Genomic DNA, 22,763 nt, shown 5'->3' on the forward strand with positions numbered 1-22,763 from the left:
CGGGGGCGGCGCCCGGAGGGGAGGCCAGCATAGCGCCTGCGCGCGGCGGCGAACCACGCGCGCCGCGGCGGCGGTTACGCGCGCGCAACGTCCGCGGACGCGGCGCGGCGGGCTTGCCAAGCCGTCCGGCCGCGGCCTTAATGCCGGAAGCGTCGCGCCCCGGCGCGCGACCGCGGAGCCCGCCCATGTCCAAGCACGGTCTGCGTCATCCGATTTTGTCGGTCGCCCCGCAGCGGCTGCGCCCCACCCAGATCACCGTCGGCCTGCGCGAAGTCGCCGACAAGCGCGCGCAGTGGCATGCGCTGGGCCGCAAGAAGCGCGCCGCGCTGATCGCCTCGCATTGGTTTCCCGGCGTGCTCGGGCCGGGCGGCGAGGTCTATATCGTCGATCACCACCACTTCGGTCTGGCCATGCTCGAAGAAGGCGTGGAGCAGGTGCCGGTGATCGTGCAGCGCGATTTTTCCTGGCTCGACCCGGTCACGTTCTGGCGGACGATGGAATTCAACCGCTGGGCGCATCCCTACGACGAACGCGGCGCGCGCACCGACTACGCGGCGATCCCCGAAGGTTTGCCGCAGTTGCGCGACGATCCCTACCGCACCCTGGCCGCGCGCGTGCGCGAGGCCGGCGGCTGCGCCAAGGACGCCACGCCCTACGCCGAGTTCTTGTGGGCCGATTTCCTGCGCGCGCGCATCCCGGCCAAGGACGCGGCCAAGGCCGGGGAACGCACGCTCGGTCGCGCCGTGGCGCTGGCCCACAGCCATGAGGCCGGCTATCTGCCGGGCTGGAGCGGCAGCATCGAATGAGCGCGCCGGCGCCCGAGGTTTCCCGACCCGGCCGCGGCGCCGACGCGCTGGCCGGGCTGGCCATCGCCGGCCTGCTGCTGCCCGAGGCGGTGGCCTATTCCGCGCTCGCCGGCCTGCCGGCGCAGACCGGCGTGTTCGCCCTGTTCGCCGGCTTGCTCGCGTACGGGCTGATCGGGCGCAGCCGCTTCGCCATCGTCTCGGCCACCTCGTCCTCGGCCGCGGTGCTGGCCGCCGCGACCCTGGCCGTGGCCGGCCCCGACCCGGCCGCGCGCGCCGCCGTCGCCGGTTTCCTGACCCTGGCCACCGGCGCCTGCTTCCTGGCCGCCTCGGCCGCGCGCCTGGGCGGGCTGTCGCAGATGATCGCGCGGCCGGTGCTGCGCGGTTTCACCTTCGGGCTGGCCTGCGTGATCGTGCTCAAGCAGTTGCCGGCGCTGCTGGGCGTCCACGCCCGCGCCAGCGACTTCGCCCCGCTGCTGTGGGAACTGCCGCAGCGCTGGCGCGAATGGCAGCCGGCCAGCTTCGCCGCCGGCGCGCTGGCGCTGGCGGCGCTGAAGTTCGGCGAACGCTTCCCGCGGGTGCCGGCCAGCCTGATCGTGATCGCGCTCGGCATCGCCGCCTCGGGCTGGCTGTCCGCGCACGGCGTCGCGCTGACCGGCGCCATCGCCTTGAGTCCGCAGCTCAGCGCGCCCGGCTGGCCCGGTTCCGGGCAATGGCTGACCTGCCTGGAACTGGCGCTGGCGCTGACCCTGGTGCTGTACGCCGAGTCCTACACCGCGATCCGCGCCTACGCGCTCAAGCACGGCGACGCGGTCGAACCCAACCGCGACCTGTTCGCGCTCGGCATCGCCAATCTCGTGTCCGGCCTGCTGCACGGCTTGCCGGTCGGCGCGGGTTACTCGGCCACCTCGGCCAACGAAGCGGCCGGCGCGCGCTCGCGCGTGGCCGGTCTGGTCGCGGCGCTGGCGGTGTTGCTGATGGTGGTGTTCGCGCTGGCCTGGATCGAACGCATCGCCCAGCCGGTGCTGGCGGCGATCGTGATCCACGCGGTGAGCAAATCGCTGCGGCCGGCGACGTTCGCGCCGTATCTGCGCTGGCACCGCGACCGCTTGGTCGCCTTCGCCGCAGTCGCCACGGTGCTGACGCTGGGCATTCTCGACGGCCTGCTCGCGGCCATCGCCTTCAGCCTGCTGATGCTGCTGCGGCGGCTCTCGCGCCCGCGCCTGAGCGTGCTCGGGCGCCTGCCCGGCAGCCACGATTTCGTCGACCTCGCCCTGCACCCGCAGGCCGCGCCGGTGCCCGGCGTGCTGGTGCTGCGGCCGGAACAACCGCTGTTCTTCGCCAACGCCGAGCCGATCCTGGCGCTGGCGCGGCAGCAGGTGGAGACCCATGCGGACGCGCGCCGGCTGGTGCTGAGCCTGGAGATCTCGCCCGATCTCGACAGCACCTCGCTGGAAGCGCTGAGCGATTTCGACGGCTGGCTGCGCGCGCGCGGCGTGGCGCTGACCTTGGCGCGGCTCAAGGACGGCGTGCGCACGCTGCTCGAACGCGTGCAGTTGCCGGGGCAGACGGCGTCGGCGCTGGAGTATTGGAGCGTGGACGATGCGGTGAACGCCGGCGCGGCGGACGACGGCGAGGCACGGGCGTGAGCGCGGGGGTTCGACCGTGGGCGGCGGCGCACGGGGCGGCGCGGGGCGCAGATCGGCGCTCGGTAGCGCGCGAGGCGGCGCGGCGCGCAGATCGCATCGCCGCCGCACCCGCGATGCGGCGGCCGCGCGGTTGCGCTGGCGCGGCGGAACGACCGCGCCGTTGCAGCCGCGAGAATCGGGCGATGGCGAAGCGATGACGGCGCCGCGTTGGCTGCGCGTCGGCGCGGGTTCGTTGTCGCTGTGGGCGCTGGCCGCGACGGCGTTCGTCGCGGCGAACGAATTCGGCGGCGAAGCGGCGGCATGGCTCGGTTTTCCGCCGGGCGGCGCCGCGCGGCTCGGTTGGGATCTGGCGTGGACGCTCGCGGCGGCGGCGCTGGCCGTGTGGCTGCTCGCGCGCTGGGCGCCGGCCGCGGCGCGCGCGCAGGCGATGCTGGCGTGGGCGTTGCTGGCGGCGTCGGGCGTGTGGGCGGTGACGAACCTCGGCGGCGAATTTCCGCTGTGGTTCGATGCGGGGCTGTTGTTCGCCCTGCCCGTGCTGGCCGGGTGCGGGTGGCGATGGGCGTCGCGGCGAGAGCAAACACACCGCGCCTGAAGGCCGGCGCGCGCGGCGCGGATCGACGCGTCGCTCGCGCAATCCCGAGACCCGCGGCTCAGCCGCCGCGCACCCGCCAACGATCGCCGTCGACGGTTCCCGCGAACGCCGCGCCGCCGCCGAGGTAATCCCACAGCGGCCGCAGCACCGCTTCGGCCTTGAGCAGCGCTTCCTGGAATTCGGCCTGCGCGTCCGACAGCCAGGTGATCGCGCCGCCGGCGCCGAACGACACCTCGCGCCCGTCGTAGGCCAAGGTGCGGATGCCGATGTTGAGATCGGCGACGCGGCCGTAGCCGAGGTAGCCGATCGATCCGCAATACACCCCGCGCGCGCTGCGTTCGAGCCGGTCGATGATGCCCAGCGTGCGGCGCTTGGGCGCGCCGCTGATCGAGCCGCCGGGGAAGGTCGCGCGCAGCAGATCGACCAGATCGCAGTCCGGCCGCAATCGCGCTTCGACCGTGCTGACCATCTGGTGGACGGTGCGGTAGCTCTCGATCGCCGCCAGCCGCGGTACCTCGACCGTGCCGCGCACGGCGACGCGGTTGAGGTCGTTGCGCATCAGGTCGACGATCATCAGGTTCTCGGCGCGGTCCTTGCCCGAGTCGGCCAAGGCCTGCGCGTAGCGCGCGTCCAACGCCGGATCGTCGGCGCGGCGGATCGTGCCCTTGATCGGCTTGGCCTGCACGCGGCCGGCGCGGTCCACGCGCAGGAAGCGCTCGGGCGAGGTGCTGAGCACGTGCTGCGCGCCGCTGCGCAGATAGGCGCCGAACGGCGCGGCGTTGCCGCGGCGCAGGCGCCGGTACAGCGCCAGCGGATCGAGCGCGGCGCGCACGCGGAAATGATTGGTCAGGCAGACCTGATACGACTCGCCCTCGACGATGGCGCGGCGGCATTCTTCGATCGCGGCGAGGTAGTCGTCGTGGCCGAGGTCCATCGCCACGTTCAACTCCGCCAGCGCGGACGGCGCCGGCGGCGGCGGCGCGGGCGGCAGCGCTTGCACGCGCGCGCAGGTCGCGTCGAGCCAGCGTTGCGCGTCGTCCACCTCGGTTTCCTCGGCCACCGCCACCGCCCAGGCGCGGCCGGCGGCGTGGTCGAAGGCGAGGAAGCGGCGCGCGCGCATCCACACCGCATCGGGCGCGGCGGCGGCGTGGCCGCGCTCGCCGTCGAACAAGGCCTTGGCCTCGAAGCCGAAATAGCCGACGTAGCCGCCGCGGAACTCGAACGGCAACGGTGCGTCGGGCGGCACGACCTCGCGCGCGAGTTCTTCGCGCAGCTTCGCCAGCAAGGCCTGCCCCGCCGTCAGCGCCGCGTCGTCGCCGGCCACGCGGTAGTCGAGCACGTCGCCCGCATCGGCTTCGCCCATGAACGAGCAACCGGCGTCCTCGGCGACTTGGCTGTCGAGCCAGAACGCATGCGGCGCCTCGGCGTAGCAATGCGCGAACACCGCTTCGGCATCGGGCGCGGGCGCGAGCGGGCGCAGCCACGCGCGCAGCGCGGGCGCGGATTCGCGCGCGGGCTCGCGCACGGGCGCGGGCGCGGTGCCTTCGCGCCGATCCTGCGGCGCATCGAGACGATGCCGGCGCACCAGATCGCGGAAGTTGGCGATCATCGCCAAGCCGTGCTCGCTCAGCACCGACTCGGGATGGAACTGCACGCCCCACTGCGGCCGGTGGCGATGGCGCAGCGCCATGATCAGGCCGTCCTCGCTGTGCGCGGTGGCTTCCAGCGCGTCCGGCAGCGGCGCGGCGGCGATCAGCGAGTGGTAGCGGATCACCCGCAACGATTGCGGCAAGCCGGCGAACAGTTCGCGGCTGTCGTGGGTCAACGACGCGGGCCGGCCGTGCACCGGCTCGGGCGCGCGATCGATGCGCCCGCCGTTGGCGTGGGCGATGGCCTGGAAGCCCAGGCACACGCCGAGCAGCGGCAGGCGCGAGGACTCGATGGCGCGGCGCGACAGCCCCAGATCGGCGGCGTGGGCGGCGCTGCCGGGGCCGGGCGAGATCACGATGCAGTCGTAGCGCGCGTCGGCGTCCAGCGCGTCCCAATCGGCCGCGTCGTTGCGCAGCACGCGCGGGGCCTGACCGAACGCGCGGCCGATCAGGTCGGCGAGGTTCCAGGTGAAGGAGTCGTAGTTGTCGATCAACAGGCAACGCATGATCGGCCTATTGTCGTACAAAGCCGCGCGGGCGCGGCGGCCGGGGGCGCGGCGGGGCGCGCTTGCCGCGCTGGACACGGCGGGCGCCATAGCCGCGCCGCATCCGCCGGCGGACGCGGCGCGGTGGCGGAACGGACCGCGGGCGCCGGAACCGGCGGCGCGGACGACCGACCGGGCCGGCTCGAATGCGCTCAGAGCGGGCGCGGCAACCAGACCAAACTGAGCACGCCGCCGTCGGCGTCGAAACGGTAGTCCGCGGCGAACGCCCGGCCGCGGCCGATTCCGGCGGCGAGGTCCTCGGCGCAGACGAACTCCAGCCGCCGCGGTTCGATCCGCGCCAGCCGCATCGCCTCGAAGCCGAAGAAGCGCCGCACTTGCGGGAACAGCGCCTTGTACAGGCTCTCCTTGGCCGAGAACACCGCGATCAGGCCGGCGGCCGGATCGTCGAAGCCGGCCCGGATCAGCGCCTGTTCGGCGGAGTCGACCACCACGCCGGCGATCTCGGCCGCGCGCTCCGCGCCGATCGGCTGCTCGATGTCCACGCCCAGCCCGAGCGTATCGGCCGCCGCCGCGGCCAGACACAGCGCGCGGCCGCCGGCATGGGTGATCGAGGCGACCGCGCCGTCCGGCCACACCGGTTCGCGGTCGCGGCCGATCGGGACCGCCGGCGATTCGACGCCGACCCGCGCCAACGCGCGGCGCGCGCACAGGCGCCCGGCCAGGAACTCGCCGCGGCGCTTGGGCACCGCGCGTTCGAGCTGCGGCGCGAAGGCGATGGCGTGGTGCGCGAACAACCCGTCGCGGTAAGCGGCCACCTCGAAGCGGCAGGCATGGCCGAGGAAGCGGCGGCCGAAAGCCTCGACTTCGATATCGCCGGCATCGCGCAGGAAGTCCTGCCCGGGCCGCGGCGATTCGGAAGCGGAGGCGGCCGGCGCGTCGGCGGTCATGAGCGCGGGAGCGGTGGGAGGGCGCTCAGGATCGCACAGGCGCCGCGGCGGCGCCGGTATCGCGGTCGCGGGACGCCGCCGTGAGGCCGATGCCGCGATGACGCCCTGGATGCCCGCGTTCGCGGGCGGGACGACAGGCAGGTTTCGCGGCCGATGCGTTTCCGCGTTGCATCCCTGCCGTCATCCCCGCGAACGCGGGATCCAAAGACTTCAGCGCGATCCCGCCCGCGCCCCGGTGACGCAGCGACGCAACGCCCGGCAAAAAAAACGGCCCGCGCGCAGCGGGCCGTTCTTCGACGCTACCGATCCGACCGGCGGATCAGTTGACGTTCACCGCGCTCCAAGCCCGCGCCAAGGTGTTGTACTCGGCCGAATTCGCGCCGTACAACTCGGTCGCCGCCGCCAGCGTCGCCGCGCGCGCCTGCGGGTAGGTGGTGTTGGAGGTGAACTTCGCGGTCAGCGCGCGATACCAGATCTTGCCGAACTTATCGCGGCCCATGCCGGTGAGGGCGGTGTCGCCGTTGCAGACCAACTGCGCCTGAGTCAGCCCCGAACCCGCCGGCACGGTCGCGCCTTCCATCGCCAGATAGGCCAGACGGTTGCCCACGCCGGAGGTGTAGTGCGGGTTGTGCGCGCCGTCGGACAGCGCCGGGTCGAAGCCGCCGGCCGGGTAGCAGTTGAACGACTTGCCGTCGGCGGCCTGGTTGTACATGTCGCGGAAGGCCTTGCCGTCGGTGCGCATCATCTCGCCGATGCGGTAGTCGCCCGGGTCGCGCGAATTGTTGGCGTAGAACTCGACCAGGGTGCCGAAGATGTCCGACGAGGATTCGTTGAGGCCGCCGGCGTCGCCCGAGTACGCCAGCGCCGAGGTCTTGGCGGTCACGCCGTGGGTCATCTCGTGACCGGCCACGTCCAGGCCGACCACCGGGCCGTAGCCGCGCGCGGCGTCGCCGTCGCCGTAGAACATCGAATTGACCAGCGCCACGTAGGCGGCGTTGGCGCCGGTGGTGGCGCCGGTGGAGGTCTTGAAGTTGGTGTGGGCGTAGCTCTTGATGCCCTTGCCGTCGCCGGCCAGGCCGGTGCGGCCGTGCACGTTCTTGTAATAGTCCCAGGTCACGCCGACGCCGTAGTGGATGTCCACGGCCAAGGTCGCGCGGTCGCTGACGGCGTTGTTGCCCCAGGCGTTGTCGGCGTCGCTGAACAAGGTCGCGCCGGCCGTGGTGGACAGGATGTCGAACAGGTTCGACACGACGCCGCCCTTGGCGTCGTACACGCTGCCGTTGCCGCGCGTGGTGTCGATCAGGTCGTACTTGGTCGCGCTCTTCTTGTCGGTGGCGATGCTCAGATCGCCGTAGTAGAACGACTTGCCGGTGCCGGTGGCCGCGGCGGTCTGGATCAGGTCCTGCACGTCGAGCACCTTGCCGCTGGCGGCATCGACGTAATACTTCACCAAGCCCGAATGGCGGGTGGTGTCGGCGCCCTGCAGGGTCACCTCGTACGCCAGCACCGGCTGCTTGCCGCGCGCGTAGACCACCAGATCGTTGGAGCGGACCTGATCGACGCGGCCGGAGAAGCGCGCGCCGGCCTCGACCGCGGCGGCGTCGGCGCTCAGGCGCGGCGTCAGCGACGGACGCTGCGCGCTGCGCAGGGTCAACAAGGCCTCGCGCAATTGGCCGCGCTGGCTCTTGACCACCACATCGCCGCCGACCACGCGCAAGCCGCGATAGCTGCGGTCGAAGCGCACGTGCTGGGTGCCGTCGGCGTCGACCACCGCGTCGCGCGCCTCGAAACGGTCCTCGGCGTCGCCCTTGAGCGCGCCGAGATGGTTGGAGATCAAGCCCTGCGCCTGCGTCACCGCCAGCGCGCGCGCGGCCGGCGGCGCGGCGTGCGCGGCAGGCACGACGGCGGCGACGGCCAGAACCAGAGCGATGCGCTTGGGTGCGTTGGAATACGAAGTCATCCGTGTTTCCCCTCAAGTGATGCAAGCGCCGGTGCGGCCGGCGAACCGTGGCGGCGTGGGCTGCCGTCGCGATCATCTTGAGTCGGCGAATGCGCGCGGGCGGTGATGCGCAAGTGCGGATCGCGAACCAAATTGCTGGGATATTTCGCAGTTTTCGCATTCTTCATATGACGCATCGGCGTTCATCGCATTCACTCTGCCGACGATTTGATACATAGTTTCACGGAGGTTTCGTTCGCGACCGAAGCGAACATGCCACCGACGATGCAGTCGCGCTCTAGTTGGAATGCATCGCGCGAACAGGCGGATTGCAGCCCCGATGCGGGCGCGCGGATCGCGCAACGCAGTCGCTGAAACCGAAGCGAGCGCGGTGTATGGTCCGGACTTTCGCCTTCGAGCCCGCCGATGCGCCTTCCCGCCCGCCTTCCGCTTCTGGCCCTCGCCGCGCTGCTGGCGCTGGCCACGGCCGCTTGCGAAACCGCGCCGCCGCCGGCCGCCGCCGAGCTCGCGCGGCGACCGCCGGCGGGCATCGAAGCGACCTTGCAGCGCTACGTCGACGACGGCCGCATCGCCGGCGCGGCGGCGCTGGTGCTGCGCGACGGCCAACCGGTCTACGAAGGCGCGGTCGGGTGGAGCGACAAGGAAGCCGGACGGCGCATGCGCGCGGACACGATCTTCCGCATCGCCTCGCAGTCCAAGGCCATCACCAGCGCGGCGATCCTGATCCTGGCCGAGGACGGCAAGCTGCGCCTGGACGATCCGGTGAGCCGCACGATTCCCGCGTTCGCCCACACCACGGTCGCCGGCGACGGCGGCGCGGCCGCGCCGGCCCGGCGCCCGATCCTGCTGCGCGATCTGCTCACCCACACCGCCGGCATTTCCTACGGCACCGACGAAGCCGTCGCGGACGCCTACCGCGCGCGCGGTCTCGGCTCGGCCGCGGGCTACGGTTGGTACCTCGCCGACAAGGACGAAGACGTTTGCGCCACGATGGAACGGCTGGCGACGCTGCCGTTCGTGGCCCAGCCCGGCGAGCGCTGGGTCTACGGCTACAACACCGACATCCTCGGCTGCGTGGTCGAACGCGCGTCGGGCCGGTCGCTCGACGCGTTCGTGCGCGAGCGCATCGCCGGCCCGCTGGGCATGCGCGACACGCAATTCTTCTTGCCGCCCGCGCAGCGCGAACGCTTGGCCGCGGTGTACGCCAGCGGCGACGACGGCCGCGCCGTGCGCGCGCCCGACGGCGCGCTCGGCCAAGGCGATTACATCGACGGCCCGCGCCGCGCGTTTTCCGGCGGCGCCGGTTTGTTGTCGACGGCTCGCGACTACGCGCGCTTTCTAGAAGCGATCCGCCGCGGCGGCGAACTCGACGGCGTGCGCATCCTCTCGCCGCGCAGCGCGGAGTCGATGCATACCGCCCAAACCGGCGCCTTGTATCCCGAGCCCGGCATGGGCTTCGGTTACGGCTTCGAGGTGACCGAACGCGCCGGCGCGCACGCGCCCGACGGCGCGGGCGCGTTCGGCTGGGGCGGCGCGTACGGCACGCTGTACCGCGTCGATCCGGCCTCGCGCACGGTGATGGTGCTGATGCTGCAGCTGATTCCCAACGACACCGACATCCACGAAGCGTTCCGCGACGCGGCGTACCGCAGCGTCGCCGACGGCGCGACCGCGGCGCCGGCGTCCGCGCGGCGTTGAGCCTCCGCCGCGGGCGCGGCGGAGGCCGCGCTCATTCGCCGACGATGACGTGCGGCAGGAACCGCGAGGTGTCCTGGGTGATCGGCCCGGCGTCCTCGCGGATGCCCATGCCGGCGGCCTGATCGGCCACCACCCAGCTGCCGATCAGCGGGTAATTGGCTTCGCCGTCGGCGCCGTCGAAACGCGGCAGCGGGTGCAGCGCCTGACGGATGGTCGGGCCGTCTTCGTACGGACCGTCGCTGCGCAAGCGCTCGCCGTCCAGGCCGACCAACTCGATGTTGGCGCCCTCGCGCGAGAACAGCGGCTTGCGCACCCAGCCCGGCGCGAGTTCGCCGGCCTCGGCGTCCTCGAAATGCGCTTCGAGCAGATTCGGATGGCCGCCGTGGCGCTCCCACAGCAGCGGCAGCACGCCCTTGTTGCTGAGGATCGCCTTCCACGCCGGCTCGATCAGCTGCACGCGCGAGCCGGCCAGCTTGGGGCCGTACTCCTCGGCGAACATCCACTCCAGCGGATACAGCTTGAACAAGGTGCGGATGACCCGGTCGTCCTCATCGGTGAAATAGCCTTCGCGGCTCAGGCCGATGCCTTCGATGCTCAGCTCCAGCGTCTGCACGCCGGCCTGTTCGGCGCAGTCGCGCAGGTAGCGCACCGTGCCCTGGTCTTCCAGCGAGCCCTCGACCGCGGCGAAATGCACCGGCGTGGCGATGCGCCCGTCGCGCGCCAGCGCGCCGAAGGTTTCGATCAGCAGTTCCTGGATGCGGTTGTACTGGTCGCTGCGCTCGCCCAGTTCGCCGCGGCCGATGTTCTGCTCCAGCCACAGCCACTGGAAATACGCCGCCTCGTACAGGGACGTGGGCGTGTCGTAGTTGAGCTCGTACAGCTTGGCCGGGCCACGGCCGTCGTAGGCCAGATCCATGCGGCCGTACAGGTGCGGCTCGCCGCGGCGCCAGGAATCGGCGATCCAGTCCCAGTACTCGCGCGGGATCGCGAGGCGCTCCAGCAACTGCTCCGAGCCGACGACTTCGTCGACCAGGGCCATCGCCATGTCGTGCAGCTCCTGGGTCGGCTGCTCGATGTCGTCCTCGATCTGGCGCAGGCCGAACGCGTAGCACGCGCGTTCGTCCCAATACGGCGCGCCGTCGATGGTGTGGAAACGGAAGCCGAGCGACTCGGCCTGTTCGCGCCAGTCCGGACGCTCGGGTACGACGATGCGTTTCATGCGCGCTCGAATGGACGAAGGGATCAGCCGCCGCGGCCGAAGCCGTGGCTGCCGCTGCTGGAACTGCTGCTGCGGCCGAAACCGCCGCGCGCCGCGGCGCTGGAGCCGAAGCCGGCGCGCGAAACGGTGACCGCGCGCGCCGGCAGCGCGGTGTCGCCGGCCTTCTTGCCGTAGACGGTGCCGCTGTAGTTGCCGATCTCGCGGCCGTCGGGCTTGAGGTAGCCGCCGCTGCGGTAATCGCGGTACAGCGGCGACACGCCGCCGATGTGGTAGTAGCGGTTGCCGCCGCTCATCAACTGCGAGGCCGCGTAACCGATCAGGAACCCGGTCATCGGCGGAATGTAGGTCGGATGGCCCGTAGCGGACTGGCCCGCGAGCGGCTGGCAGGCGCCGAACTGCTGGTTGCACTCCTGCTCGCTCTCGAACCGCGGCGCCAGCTTTTCGTGCTCGACCAAGGCCTGCGAATAGGCCTTGTCGCATTCCTCGCGCGAGATCTCGGTCTGCACCGTGCATTCTTCGCGCGAGGTCAGGATCTTGCCGCTGGGGTCGTCGTCGCAGCCGGCCAGCGCGGCCGGCACGGCCACCGCCATCAGCACCAGGCGCAGGTTGCGCGAGCGCTTGCCGCGCGGCGCCTTGTCGTCAGCGTTCGTGGTCATGGCATCGCTCACGGCGTCATCGCGGCGGCGTTGATCAGGCCGACGCTGACCGACACGCTCGCGGAAAAGATGCCGGCGCCGATCTGGCCGTCGGTGATCTGCTGCGACATCTTCGGCGCGACCAGGCGCGCGATCAGGAACGCGACCAGCTGCACCACCACCGCCGCCGCGCCCCAGATCGCCGCGTCGATCAGGCTGACCGAGTTGGAGATCGCCGAATGCAGCGGCAGGGCCAGACCGATCAAGGTGCCGGCGAAGCCGGTCGCGGCGGCGGCGTTGCCGGCGCGGATCAGGCTCAGTTCGCGGTGCGGGGTGATCAGCGACACCGCCAGCGCGGCCAGGACCAGCACGCCGATGCCGGTGCCGGCGTAGGCGAGGAAGTTGAGGAAGCTGTGGGCGTCGATCGGTGCGTCCATGAGTGGAATCCTTGCGTTGAATGCGGTGCGCTTAGGTGATGTCGAGGTCGGCGGTGTTCAGGTCGATGCCGAGCGCGTAGGTGACGACGAATTCGCTCGGGCCGTAGTCCTCGGCGGTGACCAGGAGGAATTCGTCGCGGTCCAGTTCGGGAATCTCGCGCCGGTACAGCATCGCGTAATGGGTCAGATCGTCGTCGCGGCGCGGCGGGTCGTGGCGGTAGAGCACTTCGTCGTAGACCACCGGCGGCACTTTCTCGGCCACGTCGTCGCCGAATTCGCGGTACCAGGTGCGTCCGGCGTACTCGATCGAAGCCGCGCCCAGGTGCGGGTGTTCGTGGATGAAGCGCTTGAACGCGGCCTGATTCGGCGGGTTCACCGTGTCGTTGAAGACGAAGGCCTTGATGCCCTCGACCTGCCCGTTGGCGGTGCTGATCTGCAGGTAGGCGTCGTCGTCGAGATAGAAGCGGTGCAGCGCGTGGCCGCCGCGCAGGTCGATGTAGCCGTAGCAGGGAATGCCCTGATGGCCCTCGGGCAGGCGCAAGGTCCAGGCCTGCGGGTTGGCGCGGAAGGTCAGCGTGTCGAACGCGACCCGCCCGTTGATGCGCAGCCCCAGCGGCAGCTCGTGCGCGAACGGCAGCGCGGGCTTGTCGTCCTCGCGCTTCTTGCCGCCGAACAATCCGTCCAACCAACCCATCTCGATGACCTCGCGTTCGATCCGTTTCAGGCCGCCGCGAGCGACGCCCACGGCAGGCGCGCGCTGTCGATGCGCGCGTCGGCAAGGTAATACAACAAGGTGCCCGGCGCGATCTCGACATGATCGGGCGGATTGAGTACCGGCGCGGCGGTGCGGCTGTCGCGGTAGCCGATCCACAGCGCCGCCTCGGCGCGGAACGCCGCGGCCAGCTGGCCCGCGCGCACCGGCGCGGCGGCGGCCGGGACCTGCAAGCTGAATTGGGTCGGCCCGCCCGCGCCCAGCCATTCGCCGGCCACCAGCGAGCTGCCGGCGTCCTGCGCGGCGCGCGCGATCACGTCCACGTGCAGGGGCCGCGTGCACTCCACGTGCGGGTAGTGGCTGCGCACCAGCTGCGCCACCGCCGCCGCCTCGAAGTGGGCGACGATGTGGGCGCTGGGCCGCTGCGCCATCACCGCGAACACCGCGGCCAGCGAGCGGTCGTCGTCGGCCGCGTGCACGATCACCCGCGCCGCGCCGGCCAGCGCGGCGCGCTCGTATTCGCCGCAATCGGCGTAGGAATCGACCGAGACGAAGCGGATCTGGTCGGGCAGCGGATTCTCGGCCAAGCCTTCGGCGACCAGGACGATGCCTTCGTCGTCGGTGTGCGCATCGGCCAGCAGCAACTGCACCAGCCGCTGCGATTCGCGGCCGTGCCAGCCGATCAGCACGGTGTGGCCGCGCATGTCCTCGTAGCTCATCTTGCCCATTTGGTGGCGTTTCCAGAAATGGATCAGGCCGGCGCTGGTCTTGGCCAGGATCGAGGCGAACAGGGCGATCGCGCCGGGCATCACGAACAAGGCCGCGACCCAGCGCCCCGCGGCGCTGCCCGGCGAGAGATCGCCGTAGCCGATGGTGCTGGCCGTGGTCACGTAGTAATAAACGAACGCGTCCCAGCCCAACAGCTTGTCTTCGCCGGCCCAGGCCAGCAGCAGCCAGGTGCCGCTCATGTGCAGCGCCAGCGCGGCGGCGACCACGCCCCAGCCGATCCGGCGCAGGTGGCCGCGCAGGCTGCGGTAGAGCTTGCCGAGGACGATCATGGCGCGGGTCCTGGGGGTGGCGTGGGTGGCTTCAAGTCCTTTTCCTTTGGCGATGGCGCGTCTTGCGCTTGGCTGCGTCGTTCGATTTCGGCGGCGGTTGCCAGCCTATCTCGGTCGTTCGCTCCGTCACTCCGGCGGAGGCCGGAGTCCATTTTTGCAGTTGCAGTTGCCGTTGCTTTGGGCTGGGACGTATCCCCACCCGAGATCATCGTTCCGCAGCCCCGGAGGGCGCGCGCATGGATGCGCGCGTGCGCCGTAGGGGCATGGATGCCCCTTACGGCGCAGCCCCGCGCCGGGTGCTGGACCTAGTGGCTCTTGACTCTAAAACCAGCGTTTTTCTTTGGTTACTTTCTTTTGTCGCGCTGACAAAAGAAAGTAACTCGGCCGCTTGCGGACGAAAGCTCTTAGCGTTTGATCTTCGCGTGTCGTCGCGCGCTCTTGCGAAGAGAAAGCGGAAGCAACATCAAAATGGGTTCCGGCTTTCGCCGGAATGACGGAGTGTGAGCTGCGCTTCTCGCAGGTGGCGGTAGCGGACACCCTACCCACCGTCATTCCGGCGAAAGCCGGAACCCATTTTGACTTTGCCGCTGGTTTTGCCTTCAACGCAACAACGAGTGACGACAAGCTCCAATCCAAAGCGTTCCGTCCGCAAGCGGCCGGGTCACTTTCTTTGTCTTGCCAAAGAAAGTAACCAAAGAAAGGCGCTTTCCTTGTTTTCGAATCAAGAGCCACTAGGTCCAGCACCGGGCGCGGGGCCGCGCCATAAGGGTCATCCTGACCCATGGCGCGCGTGCGCATCCATGCGCACGCCCTTCGGGGCTGCGGGGCGTGGGCTTTGATTGGAGATACGTCAAAGCCAAAACGGCAACGGCAACATGGATTCCGGCTTTCGCCGGAATGACGGTAGGTGGGTTCGGCGTAGCTGAAATGTCGCAGTCGCAGCTCGCGCAGCTCCTACAGTCGGATACGAAACTTGCCGGAGACTCTGTAGGAGCTGCGCGAGCTGCGACCGCGACATTTCAGCTACGGCGAAACCTTCATCGCCCCGCACCGCCCACGCTCGCGGCTTACGCCGCTCCTACCCGAAGCGATGCGCGGCGCCGACCCACGGCCGCCGCCGCGCGAACCGCCGTCAATCCTTGCGCTCGACCTTATCGGTTTCCTTCACCTCCGCCGCCGGCAGCGACAGCGGATCGTGGGTCAGCTGCTGCACCGGCTTCTCGCGGAAGCGCTCCAGGATGTTGTCGACGCTGGTCGATTCCGGCAGCAAACCGGCCGCTTCCAGGCGCTTGTTCAGATCGCCGTCGCCGGTCTCGGATTCCAGCTGCGCCGCCGCTTCCAGGCGCGCGCCGCGTTCGGCCTGGCGCTGCTGGATGCGCTCGAGCGAATCCAGCGCCGTGGTGACCTTGCCGTTGGCGCCGGAATGGCGCGAGGCGACCGCGGTCTGCGCGCGCTGCACCGCTTCGGTGGCCTTGACCGTGTCGACCTGCTGCTTCACCCGCGCCAGCTTGCGCTCGGTCGAGCTGATCGCGGTCTTGAGCTGGTTGATGCTGTTGTCGTAGCTGGCGATCGCCTGCTCGTCGTTCTTCAGGTCGTTCTCGACCGCGGCCAGACGCTCGGCCACTTCGCGCGCGAGCTGTTCGTTGCCCTGGCGCAGGGCGCCGGCGATGTAGGTCTCGTACTCGGCCTTCTTGGCGAAGCGGTCCTTGCTGCGGTTGGCCTGCAGCTGGCGCTGGGCCATGACCTTGGTCAGCTCTTCCTTGGAACGCGCCAGCTCGGTGCCGGCGTCGCGGATTTCCTGATCCAGGATCTTCAGCGCGTTGGCGTCGACGACGGCCTGGCCGGCCTCGTGCGCGGTGCCGCGGAACAGGGTCAGGATTTTCTGCAGGATGCTCATGCGCTCACCAGATAGGACTTGAGGGCTTCCACCGCGTCGATCGCGTTGTCGGCCAGGGTGCGGATTTCCAGCTCGATCTGCTCGGCGCTGGAGTCGGGCGCCATTTCGCCGAACACGATGTAGACATCGCGGTCGTTGATCGTGGTCAGGCCCAGGTTGGACAGCGGGTTGATCGGGTTCAGGCGCAGGCAGGCCTCGTTGAAGCCGGCCGCGTCGCGCACCTGCCCGGATTCGACCAGCGGCGTGGAGACGAAGATCTCGCGGTCGGTCAGGGCGATGGTGATGCCCAGGTCGCCGCTCTCGGGCAGGGTCACCTGGATCGCGGCGTCGGCGGTGGGCACTTCCTCGACGTTCTCGGCGCCGAAGGTGGCTTGCAGGCGGGTGATCAGTTCTTGCGTGGTCCAGCGGGACATAGGGCGGTCCTTGTGGGGTGTCCTTGGGTAGCCTTGAAAAGCTGGCTCGGAAAGCGCGGCGCGTGCGGATCGCGGGGACGCGGCGCGGGCGGCGCCTCCTGGCTCGCCGCGATCGTCGTCCGTGACCGTGCTCATGGAACGGGAAGGTTATAGGGGCGCCCGCGGGCCGGCGCAAGGCGCACAAGTCGCGAAGCGGGCCGGCCGTCGCCGGCGCAAAGCCAACGGCGGCGGGCGTTTGCGGCCCGCGAAGCGGGCCGGTCGGCGACGATCCGCGCGGGCCGGGCTTTGGGCTAAACTGTCCGGCGGAACTACCCGACCGGCATTCCCGGCCCGCGGTTCCGCCTTTAGCGGCGGACGGCGGACCGTCCTAGGGCGGGTCCGTGCAGCGGTCGCGCCGAACTTTCCCGGTGGCGGCCACGTCGATGGCTCGATGCGCCCCCGGCGGGGCGCACGCAATAGGTGGACCGTGCGCAATTACGACCTTGAATTCCTGAAGAAATTCTCGATGGTGATCGGCTTCCTGATGCTGGTGACCCTCGGCCTGATGATCGCGGCCTTTTTCGTCCACAAGCAGTTGCCGCAGGAAGTCGATCCGCGCGCGGCCAAGCGCACCGAAAACCGCATCGCGCCGACCGGCGCGGTCTACGCCGGCGCGACCGGCGCGGCCTCGCAGCAGGCGGCGGTGGCCGCCGCGGCGGCCAAGGCCGCGTCCCAGGTCGCTTACGGCGGCACCAAGGACGGCAAGGTGATCTTCGACAGCCTCTGCGCGGGCTGCCACAAGTCCGGCGCCGGCGGCGCCCCGACCCTGGACGCCTCGCATTGGTCGGCGCGCATCTCCAAGGGCAAGGACACCTTGCACAAGCACGCCATCGAAGGCTTCACCGGCACCTCGGGCGTGATGCCGCCGAAGGGCGGCAACCCGGCGCTGACCAACGATCAGGTCATCGCGACCGTCGATTGGATGCTCGGCAACATCAAGTAAGCCGCGCGCTCGCTTCGCCAAGACGCCGCCTGCGGGCGGCGTTTTCGTTTCCGCCGCCGGCACGCGACGATCCGCAACCGGCGCGCGGATAATGGCCGCTCTTTCTCCGCCGAGCCCGCCATGACGCGCATCCGCCCCGCCCTCGCCTTCGCGCCCTGCCTGTTGTTGGCCGCCTGCGCCAGCGCGCCGCGCGCCGACCGCGGCGAACCGGCGACCGTGGCGATCGGCTCGCTGCAAACCGCCGCGGCCGCCGCGCCGGTGCGGGTGGCCGGCGTCGTCACCGCCGCGCTGCCCGGCGCCGACGGCCAGCCGGGCTGGCTGCTGCAGGACGCCGGCGACGGCGATGCCGCCACCTCCGACGCGATCTGGGTGCTCGGCCCGGCCGCCGCCGCGCTGGCGCCGGGGCAGGCCGTGGCGGTCGCCGGCACGGTGCGCCGCGCCGCGCTGCCGGCCGCCGGCAAGGGCCGCGCCGACACGCTGCTGGCGATCGACGCCGCCCAGGTCGAACCGCTGCGCTCGCGCTCGCTCGATAAGCGGTTGCAGGCGCTGGCCCCGGTCGCGGTGACCGCCGCGCCCGACTGGAACGCCTTGGCCGGCATGCGCGTGCGCATCGCTGTGCCGCTGACTCTGGCCGACCGCGACCGCGAACGCGGCACCGTCGAGGCCTCGTTCGACGGCCCGCTGTGGCAACCGGGCGAACGCGCCGCGCCGGGCAGCGAGGCCGCGCGCGCGGTCGCCGCCGACAACCTGCGCCGGCGCCTGACGCTCAGCGGCGACGCGCTCGGCGAGGCCGCGTTCGCCGCGCGCAGCGGCAGCCGCCTGGACGCGCTGGAAGGCATCGCCCTGGCCCGCGACGGCCGCCCCGGCCTGCGCTTGGAGCGCGCGCCGCAGCTGCAAGCGGCGCCGCGCCCGCAACAGCCGCCGCGCGTCGACGGCGACCTGCGCATCGCCGCGTTCAATCTGGAAAACCTGTTCAACGGCGACGGCCGCGGCGCCGGCTTCCCGACCCCGCGCGGCGCGCGCACCGAGGCCGAATTCAAGGCGCAGCTGGCCAAGCTGGTCGAGACCATCCACGCGATGAACCCGGACGTGGCCGCGCTGATGGAGCTGGAGAACGACGGCTACGGCGCCGACTCCACCCTCGCCCAACTCGTCGCCGCGCTCGACCGCGCCGACGCCGCCGACGGCGGCGCCCAGGACTGGCGCTACGCCGCGCCGTGCAAGCAGCCGTGCGCGCTCGCCACGCGCGGCCCCGGCGGCGATCTGATCCGGGTCGGCCTGATCTACCGCGGCCAACGCGTGGCCGCGCGCGGTCTCGCCGCGACCTTGGTGCAGGGGCCGTTCGGCACCCACGCGCGGGTGCCGATGGCGCAGGCGTTCCAAGCGCTCGGCGCGGACGGCCGGCGCGGGCCGGCGTTCGTGGTCGCGGCCAATCACTTCAAGTCCAAGGGCTGCCGCGACGCCGAAGGCGCCGACCGCGACCAGAACGACGGCGCGGCCTGCTGGAACGCGCTGCGCAGCGATTCGGCGCGGCGCCTGGACGCGTGGCTGAAGACCGACCCGACCCGCAGCGGCGCGGCGCTCACGATGATCGTCGGCGACCTCAACGCCTACGCCCAGGAACAGCCGCTGCGCGAGCTGTACGCGGCCGGCTGGCAGGACGCGTTCGCCGCGGCCAAGGTCGCCGCGCCTTACAGCTACGTCTACGACGGCGAACTCGGCCGCCTCGACCACGCCCTGCTCTCGCCCGCGCTGGCGGCGACGCTGCGCGGCGCGGCCGAATGGCACACCAACGCCGACGAACCCGAGAGCGCCGGCTACCGCGGCGGCGGCGCGGGGCCGTGGCGCAGCTCCGATCACGATCCGGTGCTGCTCGGGTTCGATCTGATGCCGCGCTGAGCGCGCGGCGAGCGCTGGGCCGACGCGGCCCGCTCGGGCGGGTGTCGGCTCGTCTACTTTTGCTCGTGGCGGCAGCGGCGCCCGAGCCTAAGGTGTCGGCCCGAATGCGCGCTTGCGCTGAGCTACATGCCGAACGCACCGCGACGGCGCCCTCAGACCGAAAGCACCAAGCCCGAATGCGTGTTCGCGCTGAGCCACGTGCCGGACGCGCCGCGACGGCGTCCCCGGACCGAAGGCATCGAGCCCCAAGGCGCGCTTGCGCTGAGCCACATGCCGGACGCATCGCGGCGGCGGCGGCGCCCGGGCCGAACGCAGCGAGCCCGAAGTCGCTTGCGCCGAGGCACCTGCCGAACGCACCGCGGCAGCGCTCGACGTGCCGACGTCTTGCGCTCCGGCGCGACGCCATCGCCGGGAATTTGCCCGCCTTGGCCGCCGCCGTCGCGCACACGCCGCCGTAACACCCGCTCCGCGCCGCCCCGTATCATGCGCGGCATGAGCACCCCCGCCTTTCCCAGCGATGCGAGCGCCACGCTGACCCTGGCCGGCCCGGCCGGGGCGATCGAGGCGATCGTGGAAGCGCCCGAAGCGCCGGCGCGTCCGATCGTCGCCATCGTCTGCCACCCGCTGCCGACCGAGGGCGGGACCATGCACAACAAGGTCGTGACCATGGCCGCGCGGTCGCTGCGCGAATGCGGCGCGGCCACGGTGCGCTTCAACTTCCGCGGCGTCGGCCACTCCGAAGGCGAGTTCGATCAGGGCGAGGGCGAATGCGACGACCTGCGCGCGGTCGCCGCCTGGGTGCGCGCGCAGCGTCCCGACGCGCAGCTGTGGCTGGCCGGTTTCAGCTTCGGCGCCTACGTCTCGCTGCGCATGGCCGACGAACTGCGGCCGCGGCTGCTGATCTCGATCGCGCCGCCGGCCGGACGCTGGGACTTCGACCGCATCGCCCCGCCCGCCGGCTATCCGTGGATCGTGATCCAGGGCGAAGCCGACGAGATCGTCGATCCCGAAGCGGTGTATGCGTGGATCGCCGGCCTGCGCCAGCCGCCGGAACTGGTGCGCATGCCCGACACCTCGCATTTCTTCCATCGCCGCCTGATCGATCTGCGCGGCGCGATCAAGAACTCGGTGCGCCCGCACCTGCCGCCGGAGATCGACGCCGGCGCGGCGCCGCCCGCCTGACCCAGGACGCTTCCCCCATGCGCCTTTCCCCCCGCCTGGCGCTGCCGCTGGCCGCCGCCGCGCTCGCCGCGGCCGCCTTGCCGGCCGCCGCCGCCGGCATCGATTGCGCCAAGGCCGCCAACCGCAACGAACAAGCCATCTGCACCGACCCGGTGCTGCGCGCGCGCGACGGCGAACTCGCCGCCGCCTACGCCGCCGCGCTCAAGGCCAGCGACTACCGCGGCGAACTCAAGCAAGACCAGCAAGCCTGGCTGCGCGAGCGCGACCGCTGCGACGGCAAGGTGCGCTGCCTGCGCATGGCCTATGTCGGCCGCCTCACCGAACTCAAGCCGGCCGCGGTGTCGGGCAAGTTCGACTGGGCCGGCGAATGGACCCGCAGCGACGGCACCGCCACGCTCTCGCTCAAGCCGCTGGACGGCGACCGCTACGAGTTGGAGCTGCAGTCCAACGCCGGCGCCAACACCGGCCTGCTCACCGGCCGCGCGCGCAAGGCCGGCGCCAGCGAGCTCAGCTTCAAGGGCCAGGGCGACAACGCCGCCTGCGCGCTGACCTTCCACCGCTTCCACCGCCAGATCCAGATCGAGCAGCAGCACACCGGCAGCGACTGCGGCGCCGGCATGGGCGTGTACTTCAGCGGCCGCTACCTGCCCGGCTTGCCGGCGGCGGTGGCGACCACGCACTGGACCCTGCTCGACCTGGGCGTGGTGCTCAAGCCCGAGGACGACGCGCGCCTGCGCAAGCTGCTCGGCGACGATTACGACGCGCTGGTCGAACGCATGGACGTTACCGACACGCGCAGCGACGACGAGTTGAAGGCCGAAGTCACCAACGGCTACGTGCGCGGTCTGGCGGTCGCCATGCGCGCGCTGCTGATCCAGGCCGGCGACGGCCGCCAATGGGCGGCGGTCCGCGGCGAGGACAAGCAAGGCCACGCCGAACTGCGCTACTACAGCTCCGATCCGGCCTGGACCGGCAAGCTGCCGGCGGCGTTCGACGCGTGGTCGGACGGCTATCAGGAACAAGTGCCGGTGCGGCTGATGTCGGCCGGCGGCCGCGTGTTGGGCCGGCCGTGAGCGCGAACCTGCGTACCGACGCGGCGGTCACGCCGTCGCAGGCCTACGCCGCCGGCGTCGCCCGCGGCGATTGGGGCGACGACCCGGCCCAGCATCCGGCGCTGCGCGAGCTCGACCGGATCCAGGCGCAGATCGTGAGCGCGCCCGAACCCGGCCTGTTCGACCGCCTGCGCGGCAAGCCGCGCGACGGCGTGCGCGGGCTGTACCTGTGGGGCGGGGTCGGCCGCGGCAAGACCTTTCTGATCGACCTGTTCTACGAGCAGTTGCCGATCCGCGAGAAACGCCGCACCCACTTCCACCGCTTCATGCGCGAAGTCCACGCCCAGCTGCGTGTCCACGCCGGGCAGAGCGACCCCTTGGCCAAGATCGCGCGCGAATGGCGCGACAGCCTGCGGGTGCTGGTGCTGGACGAGTTCTTCGTCATCGACATCGGCGACGCGATGCTGCTGGGACGCTTGCTCGAGCGCCTGTTCGCCGAGGGCGTGACCCTGGTCACCACCTCCAACATCGATCCGCCCAATCTCTACGCCGACGGTCTGCAGCGCGACCGCTTCAAGCCGGCGATCGCGCAGATCCAGACCCATTGCCAGGTGCTGCTGCTCGACAGCCAGCAGGACTACCGCCTGCGCGCGCTGACCCGCACGCCGGTCTACCGCGCGCCGCTGGACGCCGAATCCGAGGCCTGGCTGGCCGGCCGCTGGAAGGAACTGTCCGCCGGCTGCGCGCCGGAAACCGGCCCCTTACGCATCGACGACCGCGACATCCCGGTGCGCGCGCGCGCCGACGGCCACGCCTGGTTCGACTTCGCCGCGCTGTGCGAAGGCCCGCGCGCGGCCAGCGATTACATCGAGATCGCGACCGAGTACCACACCGTGCTGCTCGGCGGCATTCCGCTGTTCGACGGCCGCAACGACGACCCAGCACGGCGCTTCGTCAATCTGATCGACGAGTTCTACGACCGCCACGTCAATCTGGTGTGCACCGCCGCCGACGCGCCGACCGCGCTGTACCGCGGCGAGCGCCTGGGCGGCGCGTTCGAGCGCACCGCCTCGCGCCTGATCGAGATGCAGTCGGCCGAATATCTGGCGCGCGAGCACCGCGGCTGAGCCGCGGCGGACGGCGCGCGCCGTCCGTCGCGACGCGTCGTTTCCTATCGGCGGTGAAGACCGCGTGCAGCGATGGCTATAGGACTTTCGGCCGATGCTCGCCCGGGCGCGGCGATTCGCTGCGCGAACGCGGCGACGTTCTTTCCGCGCTCGCACCGTCTTTTTTGCGCGTTCGGTCGCGCATCGGCGCTGATCCGCGCATCCGCGCGCCGCACCGCGCGTCGGCGAGCCCGCCCGCGACTGAATGCCCGCGCCTCGTCGGCGCGAGCGCATCCGGCGCGCGCCAGGGCACGCGCAAAGTTTCGCTGCGCCGCCGCACGAATCGCCGAACATGCTGTTTTCAAGG

The 22,763-nt window shown here is 71.3% G+C and carries 20 protein-coding genes; 9 read left to right on the forward strand and 11 right to left on the reverse strand.

Translation table 11 applies throughout. From position 1 onward, the window contains the following. The first annotated feature begins 185 nt into the window (after positions 1–185). The 3 genes from J5226_RS04110 to J5226_RS04120 all read left to right on the forward strand — a co-directional run bounded on the left by J5226_RS04110 (position 186) and on the right by J5226_RS04120 (position 3,044). On the forward strand, positions 186–806 hold the full coding sequence (locus J5226_RS04110) for a ParB-like protein (RefSeq protein ID WP_215838593.1): 621 nt from the start codon (positions 186–188) through the stop codon (positions 804–806). Beyond that, on the forward strand, positions 803–2,452 hold the full coding sequence (locus tag J5226_RS04115) for a SulP family inorganic anion transporter (RefSeq protein ID WP_215838594.1): 1,650 nt from the start codon (positions 803–805) through the stop codon (positions 2,450–2,452). Before J5226_RS04110 ends, J5226_RS04115 begins: the two co-directional genes overlap by 4 nt. A gap of 193 nt (positions 2,453–2,645) precedes the next feature. After that, positions 2,646–3,044, forward strand: coding sequence for a hypothetical protein (locus tag J5226_RS04120; protein ID WP_215838595.1), 399 nt, complete (start codon positions 2,646–2,648; stop codon positions 3,042–3,044). A 58-nt stretch (positions 3,045–3,102) separates the two neighbouring features. Here the strand turns inward: J5226_RS04120 and pabB are convergent, their stop codons facing one another. The 3 genes from pabB to J5226_RS04135 all read right to left on the reverse strand — a co-directional run bounded on the left by pabB (position 3,103) and on the right by J5226_RS04135 (position 8,106). Beyond that, positions 3,103–5,199, reverse strand: a complete 2,097-nt coding sequence (pabB, locus tag J5226_RS04125) for an aminodeoxychorismate synthase component I (protein WP_215838596.1) — start codon at positions 5,197–5,199, stop codon at positions 3,103–3,105. Between the two features lie 191 nt (positions 5,200–5,390). Next, entirely contained in the window at positions 5,391–6,146 is a 756-nt protein-coding gene (locus J5226_RS04130; RefSeq protein WP_215838597.1) for a 4'-phosphopantetheinyl transferase superfamily protein, read from the reverse strand. Positions 6,147–6,465: 319 nt separating this feature from the next. After that, a complete protein-coding gene (locus J5226_RS04135) occupies positions 6,466–8,106 on the reverse strand; it encodes a M4 family metallopeptidase (RefSeq protein ID WP_215838598.1) in 1,641 nt (546 codons plus the stop codon). 405 nt (positions 8,107–8,511) lie between these two features. Here J5226_RS04135 and J5226_RS04140 point away from each other — a divergent pair, with 405 nt between their 5' ends. After that, positions 8,512–9,804 (forward strand): serine hydrolase domain-containing protein, encoded by a 1,293-nt coding sequence (locus tag J5226_RS04140; protein WP_215838599.1) that lies wholly within the window; start codon positions 8,512–8,514, stop codon positions 9,802–9,804. 31 nt (positions 9,805–9,835) lie between these two features. Here J5226_RS04140 and J5226_RS04145 read toward each other — a convergent pair whose 3' ends face one another. The 8 genes from J5226_RS04145 to J5226_RS04180 all read right to left on the reverse strand — a co-directional run bounded on the left by J5226_RS04145 (position 9,836) and on the right by J5226_RS04180 (position 16,175). Beyond that, a complete protein-coding gene (locus J5226_RS04145) occupies positions 9,836–11,023 on the reverse strand; it encodes a glutathionylspermidine synthase family protein (RefSeq protein ID WP_215838600.1) in 1,188 nt (395 codons plus the stop codon). 23 nt (positions 11,024–11,046) lie between these two features. Next, a complete protein-coding gene (locus J5226_RS04150; RefSeq protein WP_215838601.1) occupies positions 11,047–11,679 on the reverse strand; it encodes a DUF1190 domain-containing protein in 633 nt (210 codons plus the stop codon). Positions 11,680–11,687: 8 nt separating this feature from the next. Beyond that, positions 11,688–12,095, reverse strand: coding sequence for a DUF350 domain-containing protein (locus tag J5226_RS04155; RefSeq protein WP_215838602.1), 408 nt, complete (start codon positions 12,093–12,095; stop codon positions 11,688–11,690). Positions 12,096–12,126: 31 nt separating this feature from the next. After that, a complete protein-coding gene (locus J5226_RS04160) occupies positions 12,127–12,840 on the reverse strand; it encodes a DUF2491 family protein (RefSeq protein ID WP_345778196.1) in 714 nt (237 codons plus the stop codon). After that, positions 12,816–13,865, reverse strand: a complete 1,050-nt coding sequence (locus J5226_RS04165; protein WP_215838603.1) for a potassium channel family protein — start codon at positions 13,863–13,865, stop codon at positions 12,816–12,818. Before J5226_RS04165 ends, J5226_RS04160 begins: the two co-directional genes overlap by 25 nt. A 321-nt stretch (positions 13,866–14,186) precedes the next feature. After that, entirely contained in the window at positions 14,187–14,648 is a 462-nt protein-coding gene (locus J5226_RS04170) for a hypothetical protein (protein ID WP_215838604.1), read from the reverse strand. A 349-nt stretch (positions 14,649–14,997) separates the two neighbouring features. Then, a complete protein-coding gene (locus J5226_RS04175) occupies positions 14,998–15,762 on the reverse strand; it encodes a PspA/IM30 family protein (RefSeq protein WP_215838605.1) in 765 nt (254 codons plus the stop codon). Next, positions 15,759–16,175, reverse strand: coding sequence for a DUF2170 family protein (locus J5226_RS04180; protein ID WP_215838606.1), 417 nt, complete (start codon positions 16,173–16,175; stop codon positions 15,759–15,761). Before J5226_RS04180 ends, J5226_RS04175 begins: the two co-directional genes overlap by 4 nt. Before the next feature lie 466 nt (positions 16,176–16,641). Between J5226_RS04180 and J5226_RS04185 the strand changes: the two genes are divergently transcribed. The 5 genes from J5226_RS04185 (at position 16,642) to zapE (ending at position 22,417) form a co-directional block, all read left to right on the forward strand. Beyond that, a complete protein-coding gene (locus J5226_RS04185) occupies positions 16,642–17,157 on the forward strand; it encodes a c-type cytochrome (protein WP_215838607.1) in 516 nt (171 codons plus the stop codon). A gap of 120 nt (positions 17,158–17,277) precedes the next feature. Further along, entirely contained in the window at positions 17,278–19,056 is a 1,779-nt protein-coding gene (locus J5226_RS04190) for an ExeM/NucH family extracellular endonuclease (protein ID WP_215838608.1), read from the forward strand. A gap of 492 nt (positions 19,057–19,548) precedes the next feature. Further along, positions 19,549–20,238, forward strand: coding sequence for an alpha/beta fold hydrolase (locus tag J5226_RS04195; protein WP_215838609.1), 690 nt, complete (start codon positions 19,549–19,551; stop codon positions 20,236–20,238). 17 nt (positions 20,239–20,255) lie between these two features. Beyond that, complete coding sequence (locus J5226_RS25310; RefSeq protein ID WP_255322991.1) at positions 20,256–21,311, forward strand: lysozyme inhibitor LprI family protein; 1,056 nt, start codon at positions 20,256–20,258, stop codon at positions 21,309–21,311. Next, positions 21,308–22,417 (forward strand): cell division protein ZapE, encoded by a 1,110-nt coding sequence (zapE, locus tag J5226_RS04200; RefSeq protein WP_255322992.1) that lies wholly within the window; start codon positions 21,308–21,310, stop codon positions 22,415–22,417. Before J5226_RS25310 ends, zapE begins: the two co-directional genes overlap by 4 nt. The last annotated feature ends 346 nt before the right edge of the window (positions 22,418–22,763 follow it).

The sequence above is a fragment of the Lysobacter sp. K5869 genome (assembly GCF_018847975.1).
Classification (GTDB): domain Bacteria; phylum Pseudomonadota; class Gammaproteobacteria; order Xanthomonadales; family Xanthomonadaceae; genus Lysobacter.

Bases quoted from the DNA above. Each gene is read 5' to 3' on its own strand.
- J5226_RS04155 (WP_215838602.1), bottom strand. From the start codon at position 12,095: ATGGACGCACCGATCGACGCCCACAGCTTCCTCAACTTCCTCGCCTAC.
- J5226_RS04115 (WP_215838594.1), top strand. From the start codon at position 803: ATGAGCGCGCCGGCGCCCGAGGTTTCCCGACCCGGCCGCGGCGCCGAC.
- J5226_RS04150 (WP_215838601.1), bottom strand. From the start codon at position 11,679: ATGACCACGAACGCTGACGACAAGGCGCCGCGCGGCAAGCGCTCGCGC.
- J5226_RS04175 (WP_215838605.1), bottom strand. From the start codon at position 15,762: ATGAGCATCCTGCAGAAAATCCTGACCCTGTTCCGCGGCACCGCGCAC.
- J5226_RS04140 (WP_215838599.1), top strand. From the start codon at position 8,512: ATGCGCCTTCCCGCCCGCCTTCCGCTTCTGGCCCTCGCCGCGCTGCTG.
- J5226_RS04195 (WP_215838609.1), top strand. From the start codon at position 19,549: ATGAGCACCCCCGCCTTTCCCAGCGATGCGAGCGCCACGCTGACCCTG.
- J5226_RS04130 (WP_215838597.1), bottom strand. From the start codon at position 6,146: ATGACCGCCGACGCGCCGGCCGCCTCCGCTTCCGAATCGCCGCGGCCC.
- J5226_RS04165 (WP_215838603.1), bottom strand. From the start codon at position 13,865: ATGATCGTCCTCGGCAAGCTCTACCGCAGCCTGCGCGGCCACCTGCGC.
- J5226_RS04170 (WP_215838604.1), bottom strand. From the start codon at position 14,648: ATGGGTCAGGATGACCCTTATGGCGCGGCCCCGCGCCCGGTGCTGGAC.
- J5226_RS04180 (WP_215838606.1), bottom strand. From the start codon at position 16,175: ATGTCCCGCTGGACCACGCAAGAACTGATCACCCGCCTGCAAGCCACC.
- J5226_RS04110 (WP_215838593.1), top strand. From the start codon at position 186: ATGTCCAAGCACGGTCTGCGTCATCCGATTTTGTCGGTCGCCCCGCAG.
- J5226_RS04145 (WP_215838600.1), bottom strand. From the start codon at position 11,023: ATGAAACGCATCGTCGTACCCGAGCGTCCGGACTGGCGCGAACAGGCC.
- J5226_RS04135 (WP_215838598.1), bottom strand. From the start codon at position 8,106: ATGACTTCGTATTCCAACGCACCCAAGCGCATCGCTCTGGTTCTGGCC.
- J5226_RS04190 (WP_215838608.1), top strand. From the start codon at position 17,278: ATGACGCGCATCCGCCCCGCCCTCGCCTTCGCGCCCTGCCTGTTGTTG.
- J5226_RS25310 (WP_255322991.1), top strand. From the start codon at position 20,256: ATGCGCCTTTCCCCCCGCCTGGCGCTGCCGCTGGCCGCCGCCGCGCTC.
- pabB (WP_215838596.1), bottom strand. From the start codon at position 5,199: ATGCGTTGCCTGTTGATCGACAACTACGACTCCTTCACCTGGAACCTC.
- J5226_RS04120 (WP_215838595.1), top strand. From the start codon at position 2,646: ATGACGGCGCCGCGTTGGCTGCGCGTCGGCGCGGGTTCGTTGTCGCTG.